Below are 17,510 nucleotides of genomic sequence, written 5' to 3' on the forward strand. Positions count from 1 at the left end.
CCGCCCGCCGCGGGCAGCACCTGCGGCGGGGGAAGCGCACCGCACGCAGCGCCACCCGGATCCCTTCGATGGGGTTCGGGCCCTCACCATGCCCAGCCCCATCAGACTCAAGAACCACCGGCCACCGAAGCACCCTGAACCGACCGGACCCCAAACCCACACACCCCACCACCATCCCCCAGCCCACCATCGCCGCCCGCCTGAACCGCAACCAGATCCGAGCCGGGAAGCCGCAGACCAACCGCGACCGCCCTCATTCCTCGTCGCCGCCTGATTGAACCGCAACCAGAACCGACACGGCCACACCAACCAGCCCCCGACGCTCCACACACCCCGCAGTCACCACCCGATTGCGGTCCGGCAGCATCCATAAGGACTTCCGACCCCGTCTCCCGTGTGGTGGCTCGCGGAGCATCCGACCCCCGTGTCGCACCAGTCGGTAATACTGGGCCCATGCCGATGGTCAAGACCTACCGCCGGGACGAAGCCGGGGTGCTCCATTACCGCGAGGTGTGGAGCGACAAGGGCGGCGTGTGGACGCATGCGGGGAAGGTCGGAACGAAAGGGAAGTCCCGCTTCCATTCCGCCAAGAGCCGGACCTGGCCGAATCGCCCCACCGCGACCGAGTTCATCCGCGGCTTCACTGAGGATGCCGCCGCCGACGGCTATCAGACGCTCCCCGATGAGCAACACGGCTGGGTGGTCCTACAGTGCTGGACCCACTCCTCCGACTTCTCACACCCCGCGGACCAGCGGCTCTTCGACGAAGGACAGGATGCCCTCGATCAGTACCTCGGCTGGCGCGGCGTCGGCCATCTCGACGGCAATGACATCGGCGGCGCCCCGCCCGCCGAGCACGGCCTCGACGGCACCGTGCTGAACCTCTTCTGCCGGGTGGTCGACACCGCAGTCGGTGTCAAGGTCGTACGCGGCTTCGCACGCGAATTCGACCTCACGACCTCGCACGTCATCGGCAAGCGGGAACCCGGCGCCGATGCCCCATACGTGCTCGCATGGTCGCCCCGCCGCCAGGACAAGACGTTCCGCCTATGACCGCCTGTTCCGCGAAAGCGATCAGCGGACCCGGTGCGCTCCTTGGGCGGCCCTGGCCTTGAAGACACGCGGGGTCGGCAGGTTCTTCTCGGCGGCGGCGTCGGTGACGGCGGCTTCGACCTTCTGCGCCGAGGTCGCCTCGACCAGCGCGATCGCGCTGCCGCCGAAGCCGCCTCCGGTCATGCGGGCGCCGAGCGCCCCGGCCCCGAGCGCGGCGTCCACAGCGGAGTCGAGTTCGGCGCAGGAGATCTCGTAGTCGTCGCGCATCGATACGTGGGAGGCGGTCAGCAGGTCGCCGATGCCGGAAGCGCCGGTCTCCTTGAGCGCCTTGACCGTCTCCAGGACCCGCCGGTTCTCGGTGACGATGTGCCGCAGGCGGCGGTTGAGTCGGTCGTCCTCAAGGGAGGCGTCGTCCGGGGCGTCGCGGAGGAACTCGACGCCGAGCAGGCGCGCGGCCTCCTCGCAATCGGCGCGGCGGGCGGCGTACTCGCCGTCGGCGTGGCGGTGCGGGGCGTTGGTGTCGACGACCAGCATCGTCAGGCCCTCGGCCTCCAGCTCGAACGGCACCTGGTCACGCGAGAGGTCGCGGCAGTCCATGAACATCGCCCGGCCCTCCTCGCACAGCAGCGAGGCCGACTGGTCGAGGATGCCGGTCGGGGCGCCGACGTACTCGTTCTCGGCCCGGCGGGCGATGCGGGCGGCCAGGCCCCGGTCGATGTCGTGGCCGTAAAGGTCGGCCAGCGCCAGCAGGGCCGCGCACTCCATCGCGGCCGAGGACGAGAGCCCTGCCCCGTGCGGGACGTCGGAGTGCAGCGCGATGCGGGTCGGGCGGACCGGGTATCCGGCCTCGTTCATCGCCCAGGCGATCCCGGCGAGGTAGGCGGCCCAGCCGGTGACGCCGTCGAGGGTGTCGGTGCGGACGGTCGAGCCGCCGCGGTAGGTGGAGTGGAACTCCCAGGTCTCGGACTCGGCGGCGGCCGCGACCGCGTAGAACGGCAGGGCGAAGGGCATCACGAAGCCCTCGTTGTAGTCGGTGTGCTCGCCGATGAGGTTCACCCGCCCGGGCGCGGCCCACGACCCCGCGGGGTCGGCGCCGAACTCGGCGCGGAAGGCGTCCTCGGCGCGGTCGGCGAGTTCGGCGGCGTGCGGATCAGGCGCGGGCATGCTGGTGGTACTCCCATGCGTCGGCGACCATGCGGTCGAGGGATGCGCGGCTGGGCACCCAGCCCAGTTCCGCCTTGGCTTTCTCGGAGGAGGCGACCAGTTCGGCCGGGTCGCCGGAGCGGCGCGAGCCGACGCGGACCGGGAAGTCCACACCGGTGACCTTCTTGACGGTGGCCACGACCTCCTTGTTGGAGAAGCCGTTGCCGTTGCCGAGGTTGTAGATCCGGTGCTCGCCCTCCTTGGCGGCCCGCAGCGCCAGCAGGTGCGCCTCGGCGAGGTCGGCGACGTGGATGTAGTCGCGGATGCAGGTCCCGTCCCGGGTCGGGTAGTCGTCCCCGAAGATCGCGAACTCCGCGCGCTCGCCGGTGGCGGCCTCGAAGGCGATCGGGATGATGTGGGTCTCCGGGTCGTGGTTCTCCCCGTGCCAGATCCCGTTCTTGTCCTTATAGGCGCCGACGACGTTGAAGTAGCGCAGGCTGACCGCGGCCAGGCCGTAGGCGGTGACCGCCGACTGGATGGCCATGTCGGACGAGAGCTTGGTGGCCCCGTACGTGGAGGTGGGGGCCTTGACGGCCTCTTCGCGGATCGGGACCTCGGTGGGGTTGCCGTAGACGGCCGCCGTCGAGGAGAACACGAGGGTCTTCACTCCGGCCGCGCGCATCGCGCCGAGCAGCCAGAACGTGCCGGTCGTGTTCGCCTCCCAGTAGAGGCCGGGCTTCTCCATCGACTCGCCGGCGGCGATGAGCCCGGCGAAGTGGAGCACCCCGTCGAAGGACGAGTCGAGGACCTCTCCGACCTCTTGGACCGGCCTGGCCACCAGTTCGGCCCCGGCCGGGACGCGGTCGGCGGCACCGGTGACGAGGTTGTCGAGGACGACCACTTCGTGGCCCTCCTCGAGGAGCATCGTGGCGACGATGGACCCGATGTACCCGGCGCCGCCGGTGACGAGGTATTTCACAACGCGTTCCTTAGGATCTCAGCGGCCTTCTCGGGGCCGAGGTCGTTGACGAAGCCGCCCATGACCGATTCCGAGGAGGCCAGGAATTTGACTTTGCCCGCCGCGCGGCGGATCGAGACGATCTCGAGCCGCAGCCAAGCCAGGTCGCGGCCCTCCTTGACCGGTGCCTGGTGCCAGCCGGACATGTACGGCATCTTCCCTTCGGCGAACGCCGCGTCGAACCGGCGCAGCACCTCCAGGTAGAGCGGCGCGAAGGACCGGACGTACTCCTCGGGCAGCTCGGCCAGGTCGGCGAACCGCTCATGAGGGTAGAGGTGCACTTCGAACGGCCAGCGCGCGGCATAGGGGACGAACGCGGTCCAGTGCTCGTTGGAGGCGACCACGCGCGGGCCGCCGCGCTCGGCGGCGAGGATGTCCTCGAAGAGGTTCCGGCCGGTGGCGTCGCGATGGCGTTCGGCCGCCTCCAGGTGCCTGCGGGTCTGCGGGGTGACGTACGGGTAGCCGTAGATCTGGCCGTGCGGGTGGTGGAGGGTCACTCCGATCTCGACGCCGCGGTTCTCGAAGCAGAACACCTGGGACACGTCGCCGCGCGCGGCCAGGTCGGCGGTGCGCTGGGCCAGGGCCTGGACGACCAGTTCGACGCGCTCGGGCGGCAGGTCCACGAAGGAGGCGTCGTGCTCGGAGGAGAAGCACACGACCTCGCAGCGGCCGGTGGCCGGGACGCTGATCTCCAGCTCGTTCTCGTCGGCCTCGGGGACGGTCGCGCCCGGCTCGGCGAGAGTCCCGCCGCTGCGCATTCTGGTTTCGTCGACTGCGCCTCCGAAACTGGGGAACCGGTTCTCGAAGACGGCGACATCGTAGTCGGGGGCGGGGACCTCGGTCATCTCGTCGCCCTGGCTGGGGCACAGGGGGCAGGCCACGGGGAGCTGGGGGCGGGCGTTGCGCCCGGCCGAGACGGCGACCCATTCGTCGCGCAGGGGGTCGTAGCGGAGCTGCCCGGCCTCGACGCGGTCGCCCAGGTCTCGCTTGTCGGCGAACCAGGCTCGCCCGGCGTCGGGTCCGGCGTTGAAGTACAGCAGGTGGCGTCCGTCTGCCAGGTTGCTCGTCTCCAGGTACGGGGGTCTGCTCACTTATTGCTCTTCTCGTCCTTTTTTGGCACTGTGGGAGCGAAGCTCCCTCCGGTTCGGGGTGAGGCGCCGCTTGCGGCGCCGGCTTGGCTCCGCGAGCGTGAAGCGCTCTCGATGTCGGGCGGCGGTGGGAGACGGGTGGGCGCGACGGGTGTTGGTGCAGTGATGATCTGCTCCACGTGCTCGGCCAGGATCTTGCGGGCCGACTCCTCCAGCAGCGAGTCGGTGACGATCACGTCGGCGTCGTCGAGGGCGGCGATGGTGGCGATGCCGACCACGTCCCACTTGGTGTGGTCGGCGACCACGACCATGCGGCGGCCCTTGGCGGCCAGGGTCGAGACGGTCTCGGCCTCGAGCAGGTTCGGGGTGGTGAGCCCGGCCCGCGCGGACATGCCGTGCACGCCCAGGAAGACCGTGTCGACGTTGACCTTCTCGAGCGAGGCGACCGCGAAGGGCCCGACCAGCGCGTCCGAGGGGGTGCGCACGCCGCCGGTGAGGATCACCGTCTGGTCGGCCCGGCCCGAGCGGTAGAACACGTCGGCCACGGGCACCGAGTTGGTGACCACGGTCAGCTCGGCGATGTCGGTGAGGCGGTGGGCCAGGGTCCAGGTGGTGGTCCCGGCCGACAGCGCCACGGCCTGGCCGGGGCCGACCAGGCCCGCGGCGGCGGCCGCGATGGCCTCTTTCTCGGCCTCCTGGCGGACCTTCTTGACGGCGAACCCGGGTTCGGTGGTGGAGCCGAAGTCGACGGCGGTGGCGCCGCCGTGGACCTTGGCCACCAGGCCGCGTTCGGCGAGGGTCTCCAGGTCGCGGCGGATCGTCATGTCGGACACGCCGAACTCGTCGACCAGTTCGGCGACGCGGACGGCGCCGGTCCGGTGGACGCGCTCGGCGATTCTGCTCTGTCGCTGCTGTGCCAGCATCGTTGGTGGCTCCTCTGGTTTCGAAAGCATAATGCTCAAGATCCAACACAAGTAAACATCACGGGGTTGCATTCCGCAATACCGGGTGGCCGGTGTCTCCGCCCGGATGTCAGAATCGAGCCATGAGCGCTGCAGACCGCAAACCCAGAGTGTTCTCGGGGATCCAGCCCACCTCGGACTCGTTCCACCTCGGCAACTACCTGGGGGCGCTGCGGCAGTGGGTGGCGATGCAGGAGACCACCGACGCCCTTTACTGCGTCGTCGACCTCCACGCGATCACCGTCGAGCATGAGCCGAAGGTACTGCGCGAACGCTCTCGCGTTTCGGCCGCGCAGCTCCTGGCCCTGGGGCTCGACCCCGAGCGGTGCACCCTGTTCATCCAGTCGCAGGTGCCGGAGCACCCGATGTTGAGCTGGATCCTCGGCAGCGAGACCGGCATGGGCGAGGCCTCGCGGATGACCCAGTTCAAGGACAAGTCTGCCAAACAAGAACGCACAACGGTGGGCCTGTTCACCTACCCGATGCTCATGGCCGCCGACATCCTGCTCTACCAGACCGACCAGGTGCCGGTCGGCGAGGACCAGCGGCAGCACCTCGAACTGACCCGCGACCTGGCGATACGGTTCAACGGCACCTACGGGAAGACCTTCACCGTGCCCGAGCCGTACATCGTCAAGGAGACGGCCACGATCAAGGATCTGACCGACCCGGACAAGAAGATGTCCAAGTCCTCCTCGGGTCCGCGCGGGTGCCTGTACCTGCTCGACGAGCCGAACGCGATGCGCAAGAAGATCAAGAGCGCCGTCACCGACTCCGAAGCGTCGGTCCGCTACGACCCCGAGAACAAGGCCGGCGTGTCGAACCTGCTGACGATCTACTCCTCGCTCACCGGCGACTCGATCGAGAAGCTGGAGAGCGCATACGCCGGGAAGGGCTACGGCGACTTCAAGGGCGACCTGGCCGATGTCGTCGCCGACACGCTCGGGCCCATCGCGACCGCCACCCGCGAGATCCTCGACGACCGCGCCGAGCTGGATCGGATCCTGACCATGGGCGCCGAGAAGGCCCGCGCGATGGCCGCTCCGACGCTGAACAAGACGTACAAGAAGGTCGGCTTCTACCCTCCGGTGACGCGTTAGTGGACGAAGACTCAGCCGACTCGCACAGTATTACCGTCGGCGTGGCGATTCCCGTGCCCGAGCCGTGGCGGACGATCCTCGACGAGGCCCGCATCGAATCGGGCGACCCGCTGGGCGGGGTGGTCCCCGCGCACCTGACGCTGCTGGGTCCGACCGAGATCCGGGCGAACACGCTGGGCCTGGTGGAGGCGCACCTGGCGGCCGTAGCCGCGGCGACCGAGCCGTTCGAGCTGCACCTGCGCGGGACCGGCTCGTTCCGGCCGGTCACCGAGGTGGTGTTCGTGGCCGTGGTCGACGGCATCGCGGTGTGCGAGCAGCTGGAGGCGGCGATCCGGAACGGCCCGATCGACCGCGGGCCGCAGCGCTTCCCCTACCACCCGCACGTGACGGTGGCCCAGGACGTCGACAGGGCCGAACTCGACCGCACCTTCGCCGCCCTCCAGGACTTCGAGGCCAAGTTCGAGGTCGCGGCGTTCACGTTCTACACCCACGGCACGGCGGACAGCCCGATGGGCACCGCCACGCCGTGGACTCCGCGGGCGGAGTTCGCGCTCGGCTCCTAGCCGAAGTCGAAGAGATCCTCGAAGACACTGCGGCGCTTCTTCTTCTTGTCGTACCGGTCGTCGCGGCGGCGGTCGTCGCGGTAGTCGTCCCGGTCGCCGTAACCGCGGTCGTAGTCCTGACGCGGCGGAGGCGGCGGAACGGCGCCCCTGGAGCTGAAGGCCGCCTCGGCGTCGAGCAGGTGCTCCAGTTCGCCGCGGTCGAGGAAGATGCCCCGGCACTCGGAGCACTGATCGACGACCACGCCGTTGCGCTCGTACTGCTTCATCAAATTCTGGCATTTCGGACAGAGCGTCTGCATGGCTCAAACCTATCGTGACCCCTGCATACATGCCCAGAGGCCAGCACCGATTTCCCCCGAACCTGAGAGAATTCACAGCAACCCGACCGTCCCCGCCGCTCCTCGCGCACTTCCTTCGCCAGTGCGTACCGGACCTTCTGCGTCAGTGCGTGAAGTGCCTCGTCCCGGTGAGGTACATGGTCACTCCAGCGGCCTTGGCTGCGGCGATGACTTCCTCGTCGCGGACCGATCCTCCGGGCTGGACGACGGCTTTCACCCCGGCCGCGGTGAGGATCTCGAGTCCGTCCGGGAACGGGAAGAACGCGTCCGAGGCGGCCACGGCGCCCTTGATGCGGTCTCCGGCGCGTTCGACGGCCAGGCGGGCCGAGTCGACCCGGTTGACCTGGCCCATGCCGACGCCGACCGACGCGCCGTCGCGGGCGGCCAGGATCGCGTTCGACTTGACCGCGCGCACCGCCCGCCACGCGAAGGCCAGGTCGGCGAGCGTCGCCTCGTCGGCCGGGTCGCCGGTGGCCAGGCGCCAGCGGGCCGTGTCGTCGCCCTCGGCGTCGATTCGGTCGGGGCGTTGGGCGAGCACGCCGCCGGAGACCGGCTTGAACTCGAGCTTCGAGGGCGTCCACTCCGGGGCGCGCAGCAGCCGGATGTTCTTCTTCTTGGTCAGGATTTCCACGGCCTCGTCGGAGAAGGCCGGGGCCACGACCACCTCGGTGAAGATCTCGCCGATCTGGCGGGCCGCGGCGCCGTCGACCTCGCCGTTGGCGGCGATGACGCCGCCGAAGGCGCTGACCGGGTCGCATTCGTGCGCCTTGCGGTGGGCCGCGGCGACGGTGTCGGCCACGGCGATCCCGCACGGGTTGGCGTGCTTGATGATCGCCACGCACGGCCCGGTGAAGTCGTGCGCGGCCCTCCAGGCGGCGTCGGCGTCGGTGTAGTTGTTGAAGCTCATGGCCTTGCCGTGCAGCTGCTCGGCCTGCGCCAACCCGTCGGCGGCGAGCGGGTCGTCGTAGATCGCGGCGGCCTGGTGCGGGTTCTCGCCGTAACGCAGGTCGGCGAGCTTGGCCATGGGGGTGGCCATGAAATCGGGAAGCGAGTCGGCGTCGCCGGCCTGCTCGGCCAGCCAGGTGGCGACCGTGGAGTCGTAGGTGGCCAGGTGCGCGAAGGCCTTGGCGGCCAGCTTCAGGCGCTCGGCGGCGGTGGTGCCGCCGGAGGCGGCCGCTTCGCGGATCCGGTCGTAGTCGGCCGGGTCGACCACGACGGCGACGTTGGCGTGGTTCTTTGCGGCGCCGCGGACCATCGAGGGCCCGCCGACGTCGATCTTCTCCACGATGTCGTCGAAGCCCGCGCCGGAGGCGACGGTCTCGGCGAACGGGTAGAGGTTGCCGACCAGCAGGTCGAACGCCTCGATGCCGAGCTCGGCGAGCTGGTCGCGGTGGGAGTCCCTCCGCACGTCGGCCAGCATTCCGGCGTGGACCTTGGGGTGGAGGGTCTTGACCCGGTCGTCGAGGATCTCGGGGAAGCCGGTCAGGTCCTCGACCTTGACCACGGGAACCCCGGCCTCGGCGATGCGCGCGGCGGTCGAGCCGGTGGAGACGATCTCGACCCCGGCCTGATGCAGGTCACGGGCCAGTTCGACGACGCCGGTCTTGTCGAAGACCGACACGAGGGCACGCTTGATCGGTTTCTGCTCGCTCACGAATGCACTGCTCCTGTTTCAGTGAAGATGACTGCGGCCCAGGCGTTCGACCGCAGTTACAGGTTCAGCAGCGCCGCTCCCCGGTGGTGCTCCACCCGCGTACGCCCTCGGTCTCCCCTCAACAACGAGCTGCCCGGTCCGTGCCACGGGAAACCTCGAAGGACGCCGCCCTCGCCAGTTGCGACAAACCGAGGCTAACACGCCGGGCTCGACGGCCGCCTCGCCTCCGCGCCGGTCCCGTGAGACCCGCCACCAGGGGCGGGAGGCCAGGGCCGCCAGGACTGCGCCGAGGGTGTTGAGGAGGGCGTCGTCGGTCGAGACGACTCTTCCGGCCAGGAAGGCGTACTGGGAGGCTTCGAGGGCAGTGGAGGCGACCGCCGCTCCGAGGGCGATCGTGCCCAGGCCGATGCGGAAGCGGATCGGGGCGAAGAAACCGGCGGCGGCGAACACCAGGACGTTCCCGGCCAACTGCTCGACGATGACGCGGGGTTCGGAGACCGCCAGGTCGGCGAGGTCCACCAGCGGGACGAGCTGGACCGCGACCGCGCCCTCGCGCGGGGTCAACCCGAGGAACAGCAGCGGGATCGATCCGGCGACCATGCCGACCTCGGCGAGCGAGTGGCGCCACGCCTCGCGGACCGGACGCCCGGCGCGGATACGAAGGGCCGCCAGGCCCCAGGCAACGGCGAACGCGACCGGGAGCAGCGCGAACGAGACCGCGACCGTCGTCGCCTCGAAGGAGTTGACGGAGAGGGGCTGCATGGGGGTTCAGCCTAGGAGGACGCGGCGGTCCTTGACGGTCCAGCCCTCGCGCATCATGCGGCCGACCGCTTCGACCAGTTGGGCCCGTTCGGCTTCCTTGATGCGCTCGGTGAGGGTCTCGACGGTGTCGTCGTCGGCGACCGGGACCGCGGTCTGGGCGATGATCGGACCGGTGTCGACGCCCGAGTCGCAGATGAACAGGGTCGCGCCGGCGAGCTTCACGCCCGCCTTGAGCGCCTCGCCGGGGCCGTTCATGCCCGGGAAGGCCGGCAGCAGCGAGTTGTGGGTGTTGATGTAGCGGCCGGGGAAGGCGTCCAGGAAGCGCGGCCCGCACAGCTTGAGGAATCCGGCCGAGACGACCAGGTCGGGCTCGTACCCGGCGACGGTCTCGGTGAGCGCGGCGTCCCACTGCTCGCGGGTGTCGAAGTCGCGCACCTTGCGCACGAAGGTGGGGATGCCGGCCTCTTCGGCGCGCTTCAGCCCGTAGGTGCCGTCGCGGTCGGATCCGACGGCGACGACCTCGGCCCCGTAGTCGGGGTCGCGCGAGGCGTCGATGAGCGCCTGGAGGTTGGAGCCGGAACCGGAGACGAGCACCACGAGTTTCTTGGTCACCGCAGCACCATAACTCCTGGTCGGGCGGTGGCGACGGTTCGGGGATGACCACCGTGTCACGCCGCACCAGCTCGGACTCGGCGGCGCGGCGGTGCACGGCGAACAGCCGCGCGATCAGGGCGGCCCCGACCAGCCCGAGGAGGATCTGGAGCCCGGCGAAGGCCGCCACCGGTCCGGGTTCGGGCCCGAGCTCGGCGAGCCGCCCGGTCCCGGCCGCGCCGCCCGAGGCCCAGGCGAGGAACCCGAGCAGGGCCGCGGCGGTGGCGGCGGCCAGGATCGCGGCGGTCGTCACGCGGGGACCGCGCAGGTCCGGGGAGCGGTAGGTCAGCAGCACGCCGAAGACCGCGGCGAGCATGAGCGGGAGTCCGACGAGGATGGTCGCCTCGGCCGGGAGCGGGCCGGTGGGGACGGCGGCGAACGGCGGGAAGCCCGGCAGCGGTCCGACTTCGACCATCTCGGCCTGGACGGCGGTGTCGACGCCCACGGCGAAGCCGGGCCCGGAGATGTAGGCGACGGCCCAGATCGCCAGGTTCGGCAGGAACAGGAGGGTCAGCAGGGCCACCGCCCAGGCGCCGTCGCCGTAGACGGCGAAGGTGTCGGCCACGGTCGGGCCGCGGACGGCGAAGGCGACGCCGATGAGCACGGCTCCGGCCGCGAGCAGGGACGCGACGGTGAGGGCGCCGCTGCGCACGCCGCGGCGCAGCCACACCGACTGGCGCTCCCAGGGCAGGACCTCGGCTTCGCGGGCCGCTCCGTAGGCGGCAGCGGCGATCGCCAGGGGCGCGGTGTAGGCGAGGGTGAGGGGCACCGAGATCGAGAAGGGCCCGTTCGAGACGAGCGCGGCCGCTCCCACCACGAGGCCTATATAGAGGATGGACACCGAGCCGGCGGCGGCCCGCACTGCGGCGGCGTCGCGGCCGCCGATGGCGCGGGCGACTCCTGCGGCGGCCTTGGCGACTCGCCAGGCCACCAGGGCCGTGATGAGCAGCGGCGTCACCGTCAGGTGCAGGTCGCCGACGCCGACGCCCACGCCGTGGCCGGCGACCCAGATCGCCCCGGCGGCGGCCACTACCGCGCCGACCGAGCCCTCCCGCCCGGCCAGCCACCACGCGAGGATCGTGAGCACCAGGATCGGGGTGTAGACGACCGTGGCCGCCCACAGCACGGTGGCGACGGCCGAGGACAGCAGCGCGCGGGGTCTGGCGGGGCCGTCCGGTCTCGCGGCGCGGTCGACGACCACAGTGTCCCGCTGCGCCGACCTGGCGGTCCGGGACGGTGAGTCCGGTCGCTTTTCCACGTCGACCAGTCTGTCATAGCCCCAGGACTCCGGGCTGCACCAGAGCGGGCCGCCAATGCGAGGATGAGTCGGCACCTTGCCCCCGAACGGAATGGAGACGACGATGGAAGGCCCCGGAGACTACTTTGGAAGCTATGAGGCCTACGAGGTGATCGACGGCGACACGTTCCGGGTGGTCAAAGACGGCGAGAAGACCCGCGTGCGCATCATGGGCATCAACAGCCCCGAATCGGGCGGCTTCCGCGAGGAGGAGGACTGGGGCGCCGAGGCGAAGGCGTACGCCAAGCAGAAGCTCGAAGGCCGCACCGTCCACCTCTTCACCGACCCCGGCGACCCGGTCTGGGACCAGTACGACCGGCTCCTGGCGCACGTGGTCATGGAGAACGGCATCAACTACGCGGTGGAGGCCGTGGCCCTCGGCATGGCCGAGGCCTACATCCTGCGCCACCAGGACCTGACGATCGGCGACACCCTCCGCAAGGCCGAACGCCTGGCCCAGGCCGAGAAGCGCGGCATGTGGAAGTACCACCCAATCGATTAGCGGGACCGGGCGACCGCGTCTCTAGGCGTTCTCGAGGTAGCGCAGGACTGCGGCTACTCGGCGGTCGGTTTGGGGGTCCGGGGTCAGTTCCAGCTTCATGAAGATGTTGCGGATGTGCTTGTGGACGGCGTTCTCGGTGATGAACAGCCGCTCGGCGATCGCGGTGTTGCCCAGGCCCTCGGCCATGACCGACAGGACCTCCTTCTCTCGCGGCGTGAGCTTCTCGAGCGGGTCGCCGGCGCGGCGCTGGGCGAAGAGCTGGGCGATGACCTCGGGGTCGATCGCCGTACCGCCGCCGGAGACCCGGTGCAGGGCCTCGATGAAGGCGTCGACGCGGCCGACCCGCTCCTTGAGCAGGTAGCCGATGCGCTCGGCGCCGGCGGCGAGAAGGTCGGTCGCGAAGCTCTGCTCCACATAGGCCGACAAGACCAGGACGGCCAGGCCCGGATGCAGGCGGCGGGCCTCCACGGCGGCCTTGATGCCCTCGTCGGTGTGCGTCGGAGGCATCCGCACGTCCACCACCGCGATGTCGGGCCGGTGCTCGGAGACGGCGGCCAGGAACGCTTCGGGGCCGTCGACCGAGGCGACCACCTCGAAGCCCTCTCCCCGCAGCACCAGCCCCAGGCCCTCGCGCAGGAGGGTGTCGTCCTCGGCGATCACGATCCGCATGGCAGCTCCACTCTGATCCGGGTAGGCCCGCCGGGCGGGCTGGACACGCTGAATTCGCCGTCGAGCGCGTCGACGCGGCGGCCGATCCCGCCCAGGCCCGTGCCGCCGGCGGGGTCGGCGCCGCCGCGGCCGTCGTCGGTCACGCTCACTTCGAGCCGGTTGCCCCGCCTGAGAGCCTCGACCTCGGCGTGTTTCGCACCCGAGTGCTTGGCGACGTTCGTCAACGACTCTGCCACAACGAAATAGGCGGTCGACTCGACACTGGCCGGGCAGCGCACCGGCACGTCCACGGTCAACTCGCACTGCACCGCGCAGTCGGAGGCCAGCGCGCTCAGCGCCCCTTCCAGGCCGCGGTTCTCCAGCACCGGAGGCAGGATCGAGCGGACGACCGCGCGCAGCTCGGCCAGGGAATCCTCCACGGTGGCCTGGGCGCGCTCGAGGATCTCGTCGGCCCGGTCGGGATCGCGCACCACCTCGCGGCGGGCGGCGCCGATCAGGACCGCCACGGCCACGATCCGGTTCTGGGCGCCGTCGTGCAGGGCCCGCTCGATGCGGCGCAGCTCGACCGCGTGCGCGTCCAGGGCGGCCGCGCGGGTGGCCGACAGCTGCTCGACCCGCTCGGACAGGTCCACGTCGGGGTCGGGTCCGAGCAGGTTGATCCCGGGCCGGCACTGGAACTCGAGGAGCTTGGGCGAGGCCAGCAGCCACAGCAGGATCTGGCCCAGCCCGATGACGGCGCCGAAGACCGACGCGGTCCAGGTCCCGACCGGGAGGGTGCCGTTGAGCACCTGCCGCTCGCCGGCGGGGGCCAGGTGCCACCAGGCCGGGAGGGTCAGGTCGTGCGTCCCGTTGAACGGCAGCTGGAGGATGACCATGCCGACGATGAGCCCGAAGGTGCCGTGCATGAACACCCACCACAGGTCCCGGCGCACCCACGGCTCTCGCAGGTGCCCCCAGAACGCCTTGACCCCTTCGGCCGGGGCGTCGTCGACGTCGGGCGGGTAGGGCGATTCGGGTTCGTCCCCGAGCCTGCCGAGGCGGCGGCGCTCCAGGTCCGCGAGCACCCTGACCCACTGGAGGAGCGGCCGCAGCAGCGGCCGACCGGGCCCGATCGCGCCGAGGAACACGATGAACACCACGAACGGGATGGTGAACAGCGCCAGGATGCCGGTCCCGGCCCCGGCCGCGGCCCAGCCGGTGGCGCGCAGCGCCGCCTTCAGAATGCGGCGTTCCCCTCCCTCTGCGCGTTCCATCCCGGTGCTGCCTCCCGTCTCGGTTCCGTGGGTGAAACGTACACGCGCCGCTACCTGGGCGACGGTACCGCTGGCCGTACCATTCGCCCTCCTGCCCGCTCTACCGGCATTCGGGCGCTGGCTTCATTGGGGCGCAACGTTTTCGGCAATAGCGTCATGGGTGTCGACGATCCCCCGATACCGGAAGGCACCACGATGCGGACGCTCCCGAGACCCAGAACCAAGCTCCGGCAGGACCACACGCGTCCTCCGGCCCTGCTCATGCGCGAAGTCACCAAGGTCTACGACGGCGCGGTCACCGCGCTCGACCGCGTCTCCCTGGAGGTCTCGCGCGGGTCGTTCCTGGCGGTCATGGGGCCGTCCGGTTCGGGGAAGTCCACGCTCCTGCACTGCGCCGCCGGTCTGGACAACCCCACCTCCGGCGAGGTCTTCGTCGGCGGCACGGCCATCTCCGGGCTCAGCGAGGCCCGCCGGACCGCGCTGCGGCGCGAGCGGATCGGCTTCGTCTTCCAGTCCTACAACCTGCTGCCGTCGCTGACGGTGCAGGAGAACATCACGCTGCCGCTGCGCCTGTCGGGCAACGACGCCGACCGCCAGTGGCTGGACGCGGTTACCGACCGGGTCGGGCTGGGCCCGCTGATGTCGAGGCGCCCGTCGGAGCTGTCCGGCGGGCAGCAGCAGCGCGCGGCGATCGCGCGCGCCCTGGCCGCCCGCCCCGAGGTCGTCTTCGCCGACGAACCGACCGGCGCGCTCGACATGGACACCGCCGCCGAGGTCCTCGACCTGCTGCGGGACCTGGTCGACGAGTTCTCCCAGACGGTGGTGATGGTCACCCACGACCCCGACGCCGCCTCCCGCGCCCACGCCACCGCCGTGGTCGCCGACGGCCGCATCGACCGGTTCCACAACGCCCCGACCGCCTACGAGCTGGCACGGCACCTGACGCACCTGCGGAGGAGCCGGGTGTGAGCGGCATGCTCAAACCATCGGTCTCCATGGCGCGAAAGCAGGTCGGCGGCCTGGTCGCCGTGTTCTGCGCCGTGTTCGGTGCGGCGGCGCTGGCCACCGCGACCGGCGTGGTCGCCGAGACCGGACTGACCTCGCACCTCGAGCCCGAGCGGCTCGCCGCCGCGGACGTCCTGATCTCGGCCCCGCAGCGCCACCCGGTGCCCGAGGACCTCGACCTGCCGCTGACCGAGCGCGTGACCGTCCCGGCCGAGACCGCCGACGAGGCCGCAGCGGTCCCCGGGGTGGCCGCCGCCGTCGCCGACGTGTCGTTCCCGGCCAGCGTCGAAGGCGCCGACGCCCCGAGTGAGGGGCACAGCTGGGCGAGCGCCGAGGCGACCGGCGCCGACCTGGACGGCGAGGCCCCGACCGGCCCCGGCGAGGTCGTCGCGGGCGCCGGCACCGGCGCCGAGACCGGCCAGACCGTCACCGTCGCCACCGCCTCGGGGCGGGCCGAGTACACCGTCACCGGCACGACCGGCGGACCCGGCCTCTACTTCGAGGCCGACACCGCCGCCGAGCTGTCGGGCCTGCCCGAGGGCGAGGCCGACCTGATCGCGGTCGCCCTCGAACCCGGCTCCTCGGCAAAGGAGGTGGCCGCCGACCTCGGCGGCGTCCTCGGCGGCGGATTCGAGGTCACCACCGGCGAGGCGCGCGGCGACGTCGAGCGCATCGAGGGCGGGGCCGCGCGAGGCGAACTCGTGGCCGTCTCCGGATCCCTGGCCGGGACCATCATGCTGCTGTGCGGATTCATCACCGCCGGGGCCCTGGCGGTGTCCGTGGCCAACCAGCGGCGCGACCTGGCACTCCTGCGCGCGGTCGGGGCCACCCCGAAACAGGTGCGGCGGCTGGTCGCCACCCAGGCCACCGTCGTGGCCGCCGTCGCGGTCGTCCCCGGGGGGCTCCTCGGCTACCCGGCCGCCGACGGCTTCGCGCGCATGCTCGCCGACGCCGGGATGCTCCCAGGGGACCTGCCGCTGGCGCGCAGCCCGCTGGCCGCCCTGGCCGCCGCCCTCCTCATGCTCGCCACGGTCCAGATCGCAGCCCGCTGCGCCGCCTGGAGGACCTCCAGGCTTCCCGCGACCACCGCGGTGGCCGAATCCCGCACCGAGCCGAAGCCGGTCGGCCGCGTGCGCACCACGATCGGCCTGGTCCTGCTGGCGCTCGCCATGGGTCAGGCGCTGATGCCGCTGTTCCTGCCGGGCGAGGGGGCGCTCGCATCGGCCGGGACCGGCACGCTGACGGCCGTCATCGGGCTGGCCCTGGCCGGGCCCGCGCTGGTGAAGGCCGCCACCGCCCTGGCCGCGTCCCTCCTGCCGCGCCGCTCCGAGGCCCCCGCGTGGCTTGCCGAGGCGAACACCCGCGCCTACTCCCGCCGCACCGCAGGGGCCGTGACCGTGCTGGCGCTGGCGATCGCGCTGACGGTCATGCAGGTCTACAGCCAGACCACCGTCGAACGGGCCGCCGCCGCGGAACTGGAGGACGGGATCACCGCCGAGACGGCCGTGTCCGCGCCCGCGCTCGGCACCGTCCCGGCCGGCGACGTCGACGAACTGGCCGCGCTGCCGGGCGTGGACGCGGCCGTGCCGGTCGCCTCCACCACGGTCATCCGCTCCTCGGACTTCCTGGACGGGACCGACGCAGAGTCGTTCCAGGCGCTGGTGCTCGGCCCCGGCGCCGAGCACGTGGCCGACCCGCGGGTCGCCGAGGGCTCCCTGGCCGACCTGGAGGGCGAGGCGGTCGCCGTGGCCGCCTCGACCGCCTTCGTGTGGGGCGTCGCGGTCGGCGACGAGGTCGACCTGGTCCTGGCCGACGGCCGGGAGGTCTCCGCGACGGTGGTGGCGACCTACGAGCGCGGCTTCGGCTTCGGCAGCGTGATCGCCTCGTCCGACTTGGTCGGGCCCGGCCGGATCGACACGGTCCTGGTCTCCGGCGACGGCTCCGCCGTCGCCGACTGGGCCGCGGGCCGCCCCGGCCTGGAGGCGGGCGGGGCCGCCCTGGGCGCGAAGGCGCCATCGGAGCGGTGGATCAACGTGGCGGTCACGATCGTGCTGCTGGGGTACGTGCTGCTCGGGGTCGGCAACAGCCTGGTCGCGGCCACCGTCGGCCGCCGCGGCGAGTTCGCCTCGCTGCGGATGGCCGGGGCGACGCCCCGGCAGGTGCGGGCGATGATGCGCCGCGAGACCGCGATCCTGTCGGCCATCGCCGTCGCCGCGGGCCTGGCGATCTCGGTGCTGCCGATGTCGCTGCTCGGCCTCGGCCTGGCCGGGAGGCCGTGGCCGCAGGGTCCGCCCTGGGTGGTCCCGGCCGCCGCCGCGCTGGCGGTGGCGCTGGCCTTCGCCGCGACCGGCGCGGCGACACGCAAGGCCCTGTCCGGGTCGGCCACCGGCCTCATGGCGGCCGTCTGAGGGAAACAGAAGGGGAAGGGGGGCCGCCCGCGCGGGCGGCCCCC

Annotated in this window: 15 protein-coding genes and 2 pseudogenes; 6 read left to right on the forward strand and 11 right to left on the reverse strand. The window is 71.5% G+C overall.

Features of this window, described 5'->3' with window-relative positions:
• The first annotated feature begins 459 nt into the window (after positions 1 to 459).
• Entirely contained in the window at positions 460 to 1,053 is a 594-nt protein-coding gene (locus JFB92_RS22290; RefSeq protein ID WP_199043812.1) for a hypothetical protein, read from the forward strand.
• Positions 1,054 to 1,074: 21 nt separating this feature from the next.
• On the opposite strand, the gene galK is transcribed toward JFB92_RS22290, so the two are convergent.
• The 4 genes and pseudogenes from galK to JFB92_RS22310 form a co-directional block, all read right to left on the reverse strand.
• Complete coding sequence (galK, locus tag JFB92_RS22295) at positions 1,075 to 2,217, reverse strand: galactokinase (RefSeq protein ID WP_199043814.1); 1,143 nt, start codon at positions 2,215 to 2,217, stop codon at positions 1,075 to 1,077.
• The gene (gene galE, locus JFB92_RS22300; protein ID WP_199043815.1) at positions 2,204 to 3,175 is read right to left on the reverse strand and encodes a UDP-glucose 4-epimerase GalE; all 972 of its coding nucleotides are present in this window, start codon (positions 3,173 to 3,175) and stop codon (positions 2,204 to 2,206) included. The genes galK and galE overlap by 14 nt, the downstream gene beginning before the upstream one ends.
• Entirely contained in the window at positions 3,172 to 4,305 is a 1,134-nt protein-coding gene (gene galT / locus JFB92_RS22305) for a galactose-1-phosphate uridylyltransferase (RefSeq protein WP_199043816.1), read from the reverse strand. Before galT ends, galE begins: the two co-directional genes overlap by 4 nt.
• A 155-nt stretch (positions 4,306 to 4,460) precedes the next feature.
• Positions 4,461 to 5,225 (reverse strand): annotated as a pseudogene (locus JFB92_RS22310) (DeoR/GlpR family DNA-binding transcription regulator); the annotation flags it as partial.
• 122 nt (positions 5,226 to 5,347) lie between these two features.
• Here JFB92_RS22310 and trpS point away from each other — a divergent pair.
• Positions 5,348 to 6,364: a tryptophan--tRNA ligase gene (gene trpS / locus JFB92_RS22315; protein ID WP_199043818.1), complete on the forward strand. Its 1,017-nt coding sequence runs from the start codon at positions 5,348 to 5,350 to the stop codon at positions 6,362 to 6,364.
• Positions 6,364 to 6,927: a 2'-5' RNA ligase family protein gene (locus JFB92_RS22320; RefSeq protein WP_307789253.1), complete on the forward strand. Its 564-nt coding sequence runs from the start codon at positions 6,364 to 6,366 to the stop codon at positions 6,925 to 6,927. The genes trpS and JFB92_RS22320 overlap by 1 nt, the downstream gene beginning before the upstream one ends.
• Here JFB92_RS22320 and JFB92_RS22325 read toward each other — a convergent pair.
• The 5 genes and pseudogenes from JFB92_RS22325 to JFB92_RS27075 form a co-directional block, all read right to left on the reverse strand.
• Positions 6,924 to 7,226, reverse strand: coding sequence for a TFIIB-type zinc ribbon-containing protein (locus JFB92_RS22325; RefSeq protein ID WP_199043819.1), 303 nt, complete (start codon positions 7,224 to 7,226; stop codon positions 6,924 to 6,926). The two genes, JFB92_RS22320 and JFB92_RS22325, sit on opposite strands and share 4 nt — an antisense overlap.
• Before the next feature lie 142 nt (positions 7,227 to 7,368).
• Complete coding sequence (gene purH / locus JFB92_RS22330; protein ID WP_199043820.1) at positions 7,369 to 8,919, reverse strand: bifunctional phosphoribosylaminoimidazolecarboxamide formyltransferase/IMP cyclohydrolase; 1,551 nt, start codon at positions 8,917 to 8,919, stop codon at positions 7,369 to 7,371.
• Positions 8,920 to 8,937: 18 nt separating this feature from the next.
• Positions 8,938 to 9,681 carry a VanZ family protein gene (locus tag JFB92_RS22335; RefSeq protein ID WP_199043822.1) on the reverse strand — a complete coding sequence of 248 codons (744 nt, stop codon included), beginning with the start codon at positions 9,679 to 9,681 and terminating at the stop codon, positions 8,938 to 8,940.
• Positions 9,682 to 9,687: 6 nt separating this feature from the next.
• On the reverse strand, positions 9,688 to 10,293 hold the full coding sequence (gene purN / locus JFB92_RS22340) for a phosphoribosylglycinamide formyltransferase (RefSeq protein WP_199043823.1): 606 nt from the start codon (positions 10,291 to 10,293) through the stop codon (positions 9,688 to 9,690).
• 172 nt (positions 10,294 to 10,465) lie between these two features.
• Positions 10,466 to 11,665 (reverse strand): annotated as a pseudogene (locus tag JFB92_RS27075) (cell division protein PerM); the annotation flags it as partial.
• 28 nt (positions 11,666 to 11,693) lie between these two features.
• Between JFB92_RS27075 and JFB92_RS22350 the strand changes: the two are divergent.
• A complete protein-coding gene (locus JFB92_RS22350) occupies positions 11,694 to 12,131 on the forward strand; it encodes a thermonuclease family protein (RefSeq protein WP_199043825.1) in 438 nt (145 codons plus the stop codon).
• A 21-nt stretch (positions 12,132 to 12,152) separates the two neighbouring features.
• On the opposite strand, the gene JFB92_RS22355 is transcribed toward JFB92_RS22350, so the two are convergent.
• Together JFB92_RS22355 and JFB92_RS22360 are read right to left on the reverse strand one after the other, a co-directional pair.
• Positions 12,153 to 12,800 carry a response regulator transcription factor gene (locus JFB92_RS22355; protein ID WP_199043826.1) on the reverse strand — a complete coding sequence of 216 codons (648 nt, stop codon included), beginning with the start codon at positions 12,798 to 12,800 and terminating at the stop codon, positions 12,153 to 12,155.
• Complete coding sequence (locus tag JFB92_RS22360) at positions 12,788 to 14,053, reverse strand: sensor histidine kinase (RefSeq protein WP_199043827.1); 1,266 nt, start codon at positions 14,051 to 14,053, stop codon at positions 12,788 to 12,790. Before JFB92_RS22360 ends, JFB92_RS22355 begins: the two co-directional genes overlap by 13 nt.
• Positions 14,054 to 14,248: 195 nt before the next feature.
• Here JFB92_RS22360 and JFB92_RS22365 point away from each other — a divergent pair, with 195 nt between their 5' ends.
• Both JFB92_RS22365 and JFB92_RS22370 read left to right on the forward strand, forming a co-directional pair.
• Positions 14,249 to 15,022, forward strand: coding sequence for an ABC transporter ATP-binding protein (locus JFB92_RS22365; RefSeq protein WP_233163682.1), 774 nt, complete (start codon positions 14,249 to 14,251; stop codon positions 15,020 to 15,022).
• A gap of 26 nt (positions 15,023 to 15,048) precedes the next feature.
• Entirely contained in the window at positions 15,049 to 17,466 is a 2,418-nt protein-coding gene (locus JFB92_RS22370; protein WP_199043828.1) for an FtsX-like permease family protein, read from the forward strand.
• Positions 17,467 to 17,510 lie beyond the last annotated feature (44 nt).

The organism is Glycomyces salinus, assembly GCF_016428645.1.
Lineage (GTDB): Bacteria > Actinomycetota > Actinomycetes > Mycobacteriales > Micromonosporaceae > Glycomyces > Glycomyces salinus.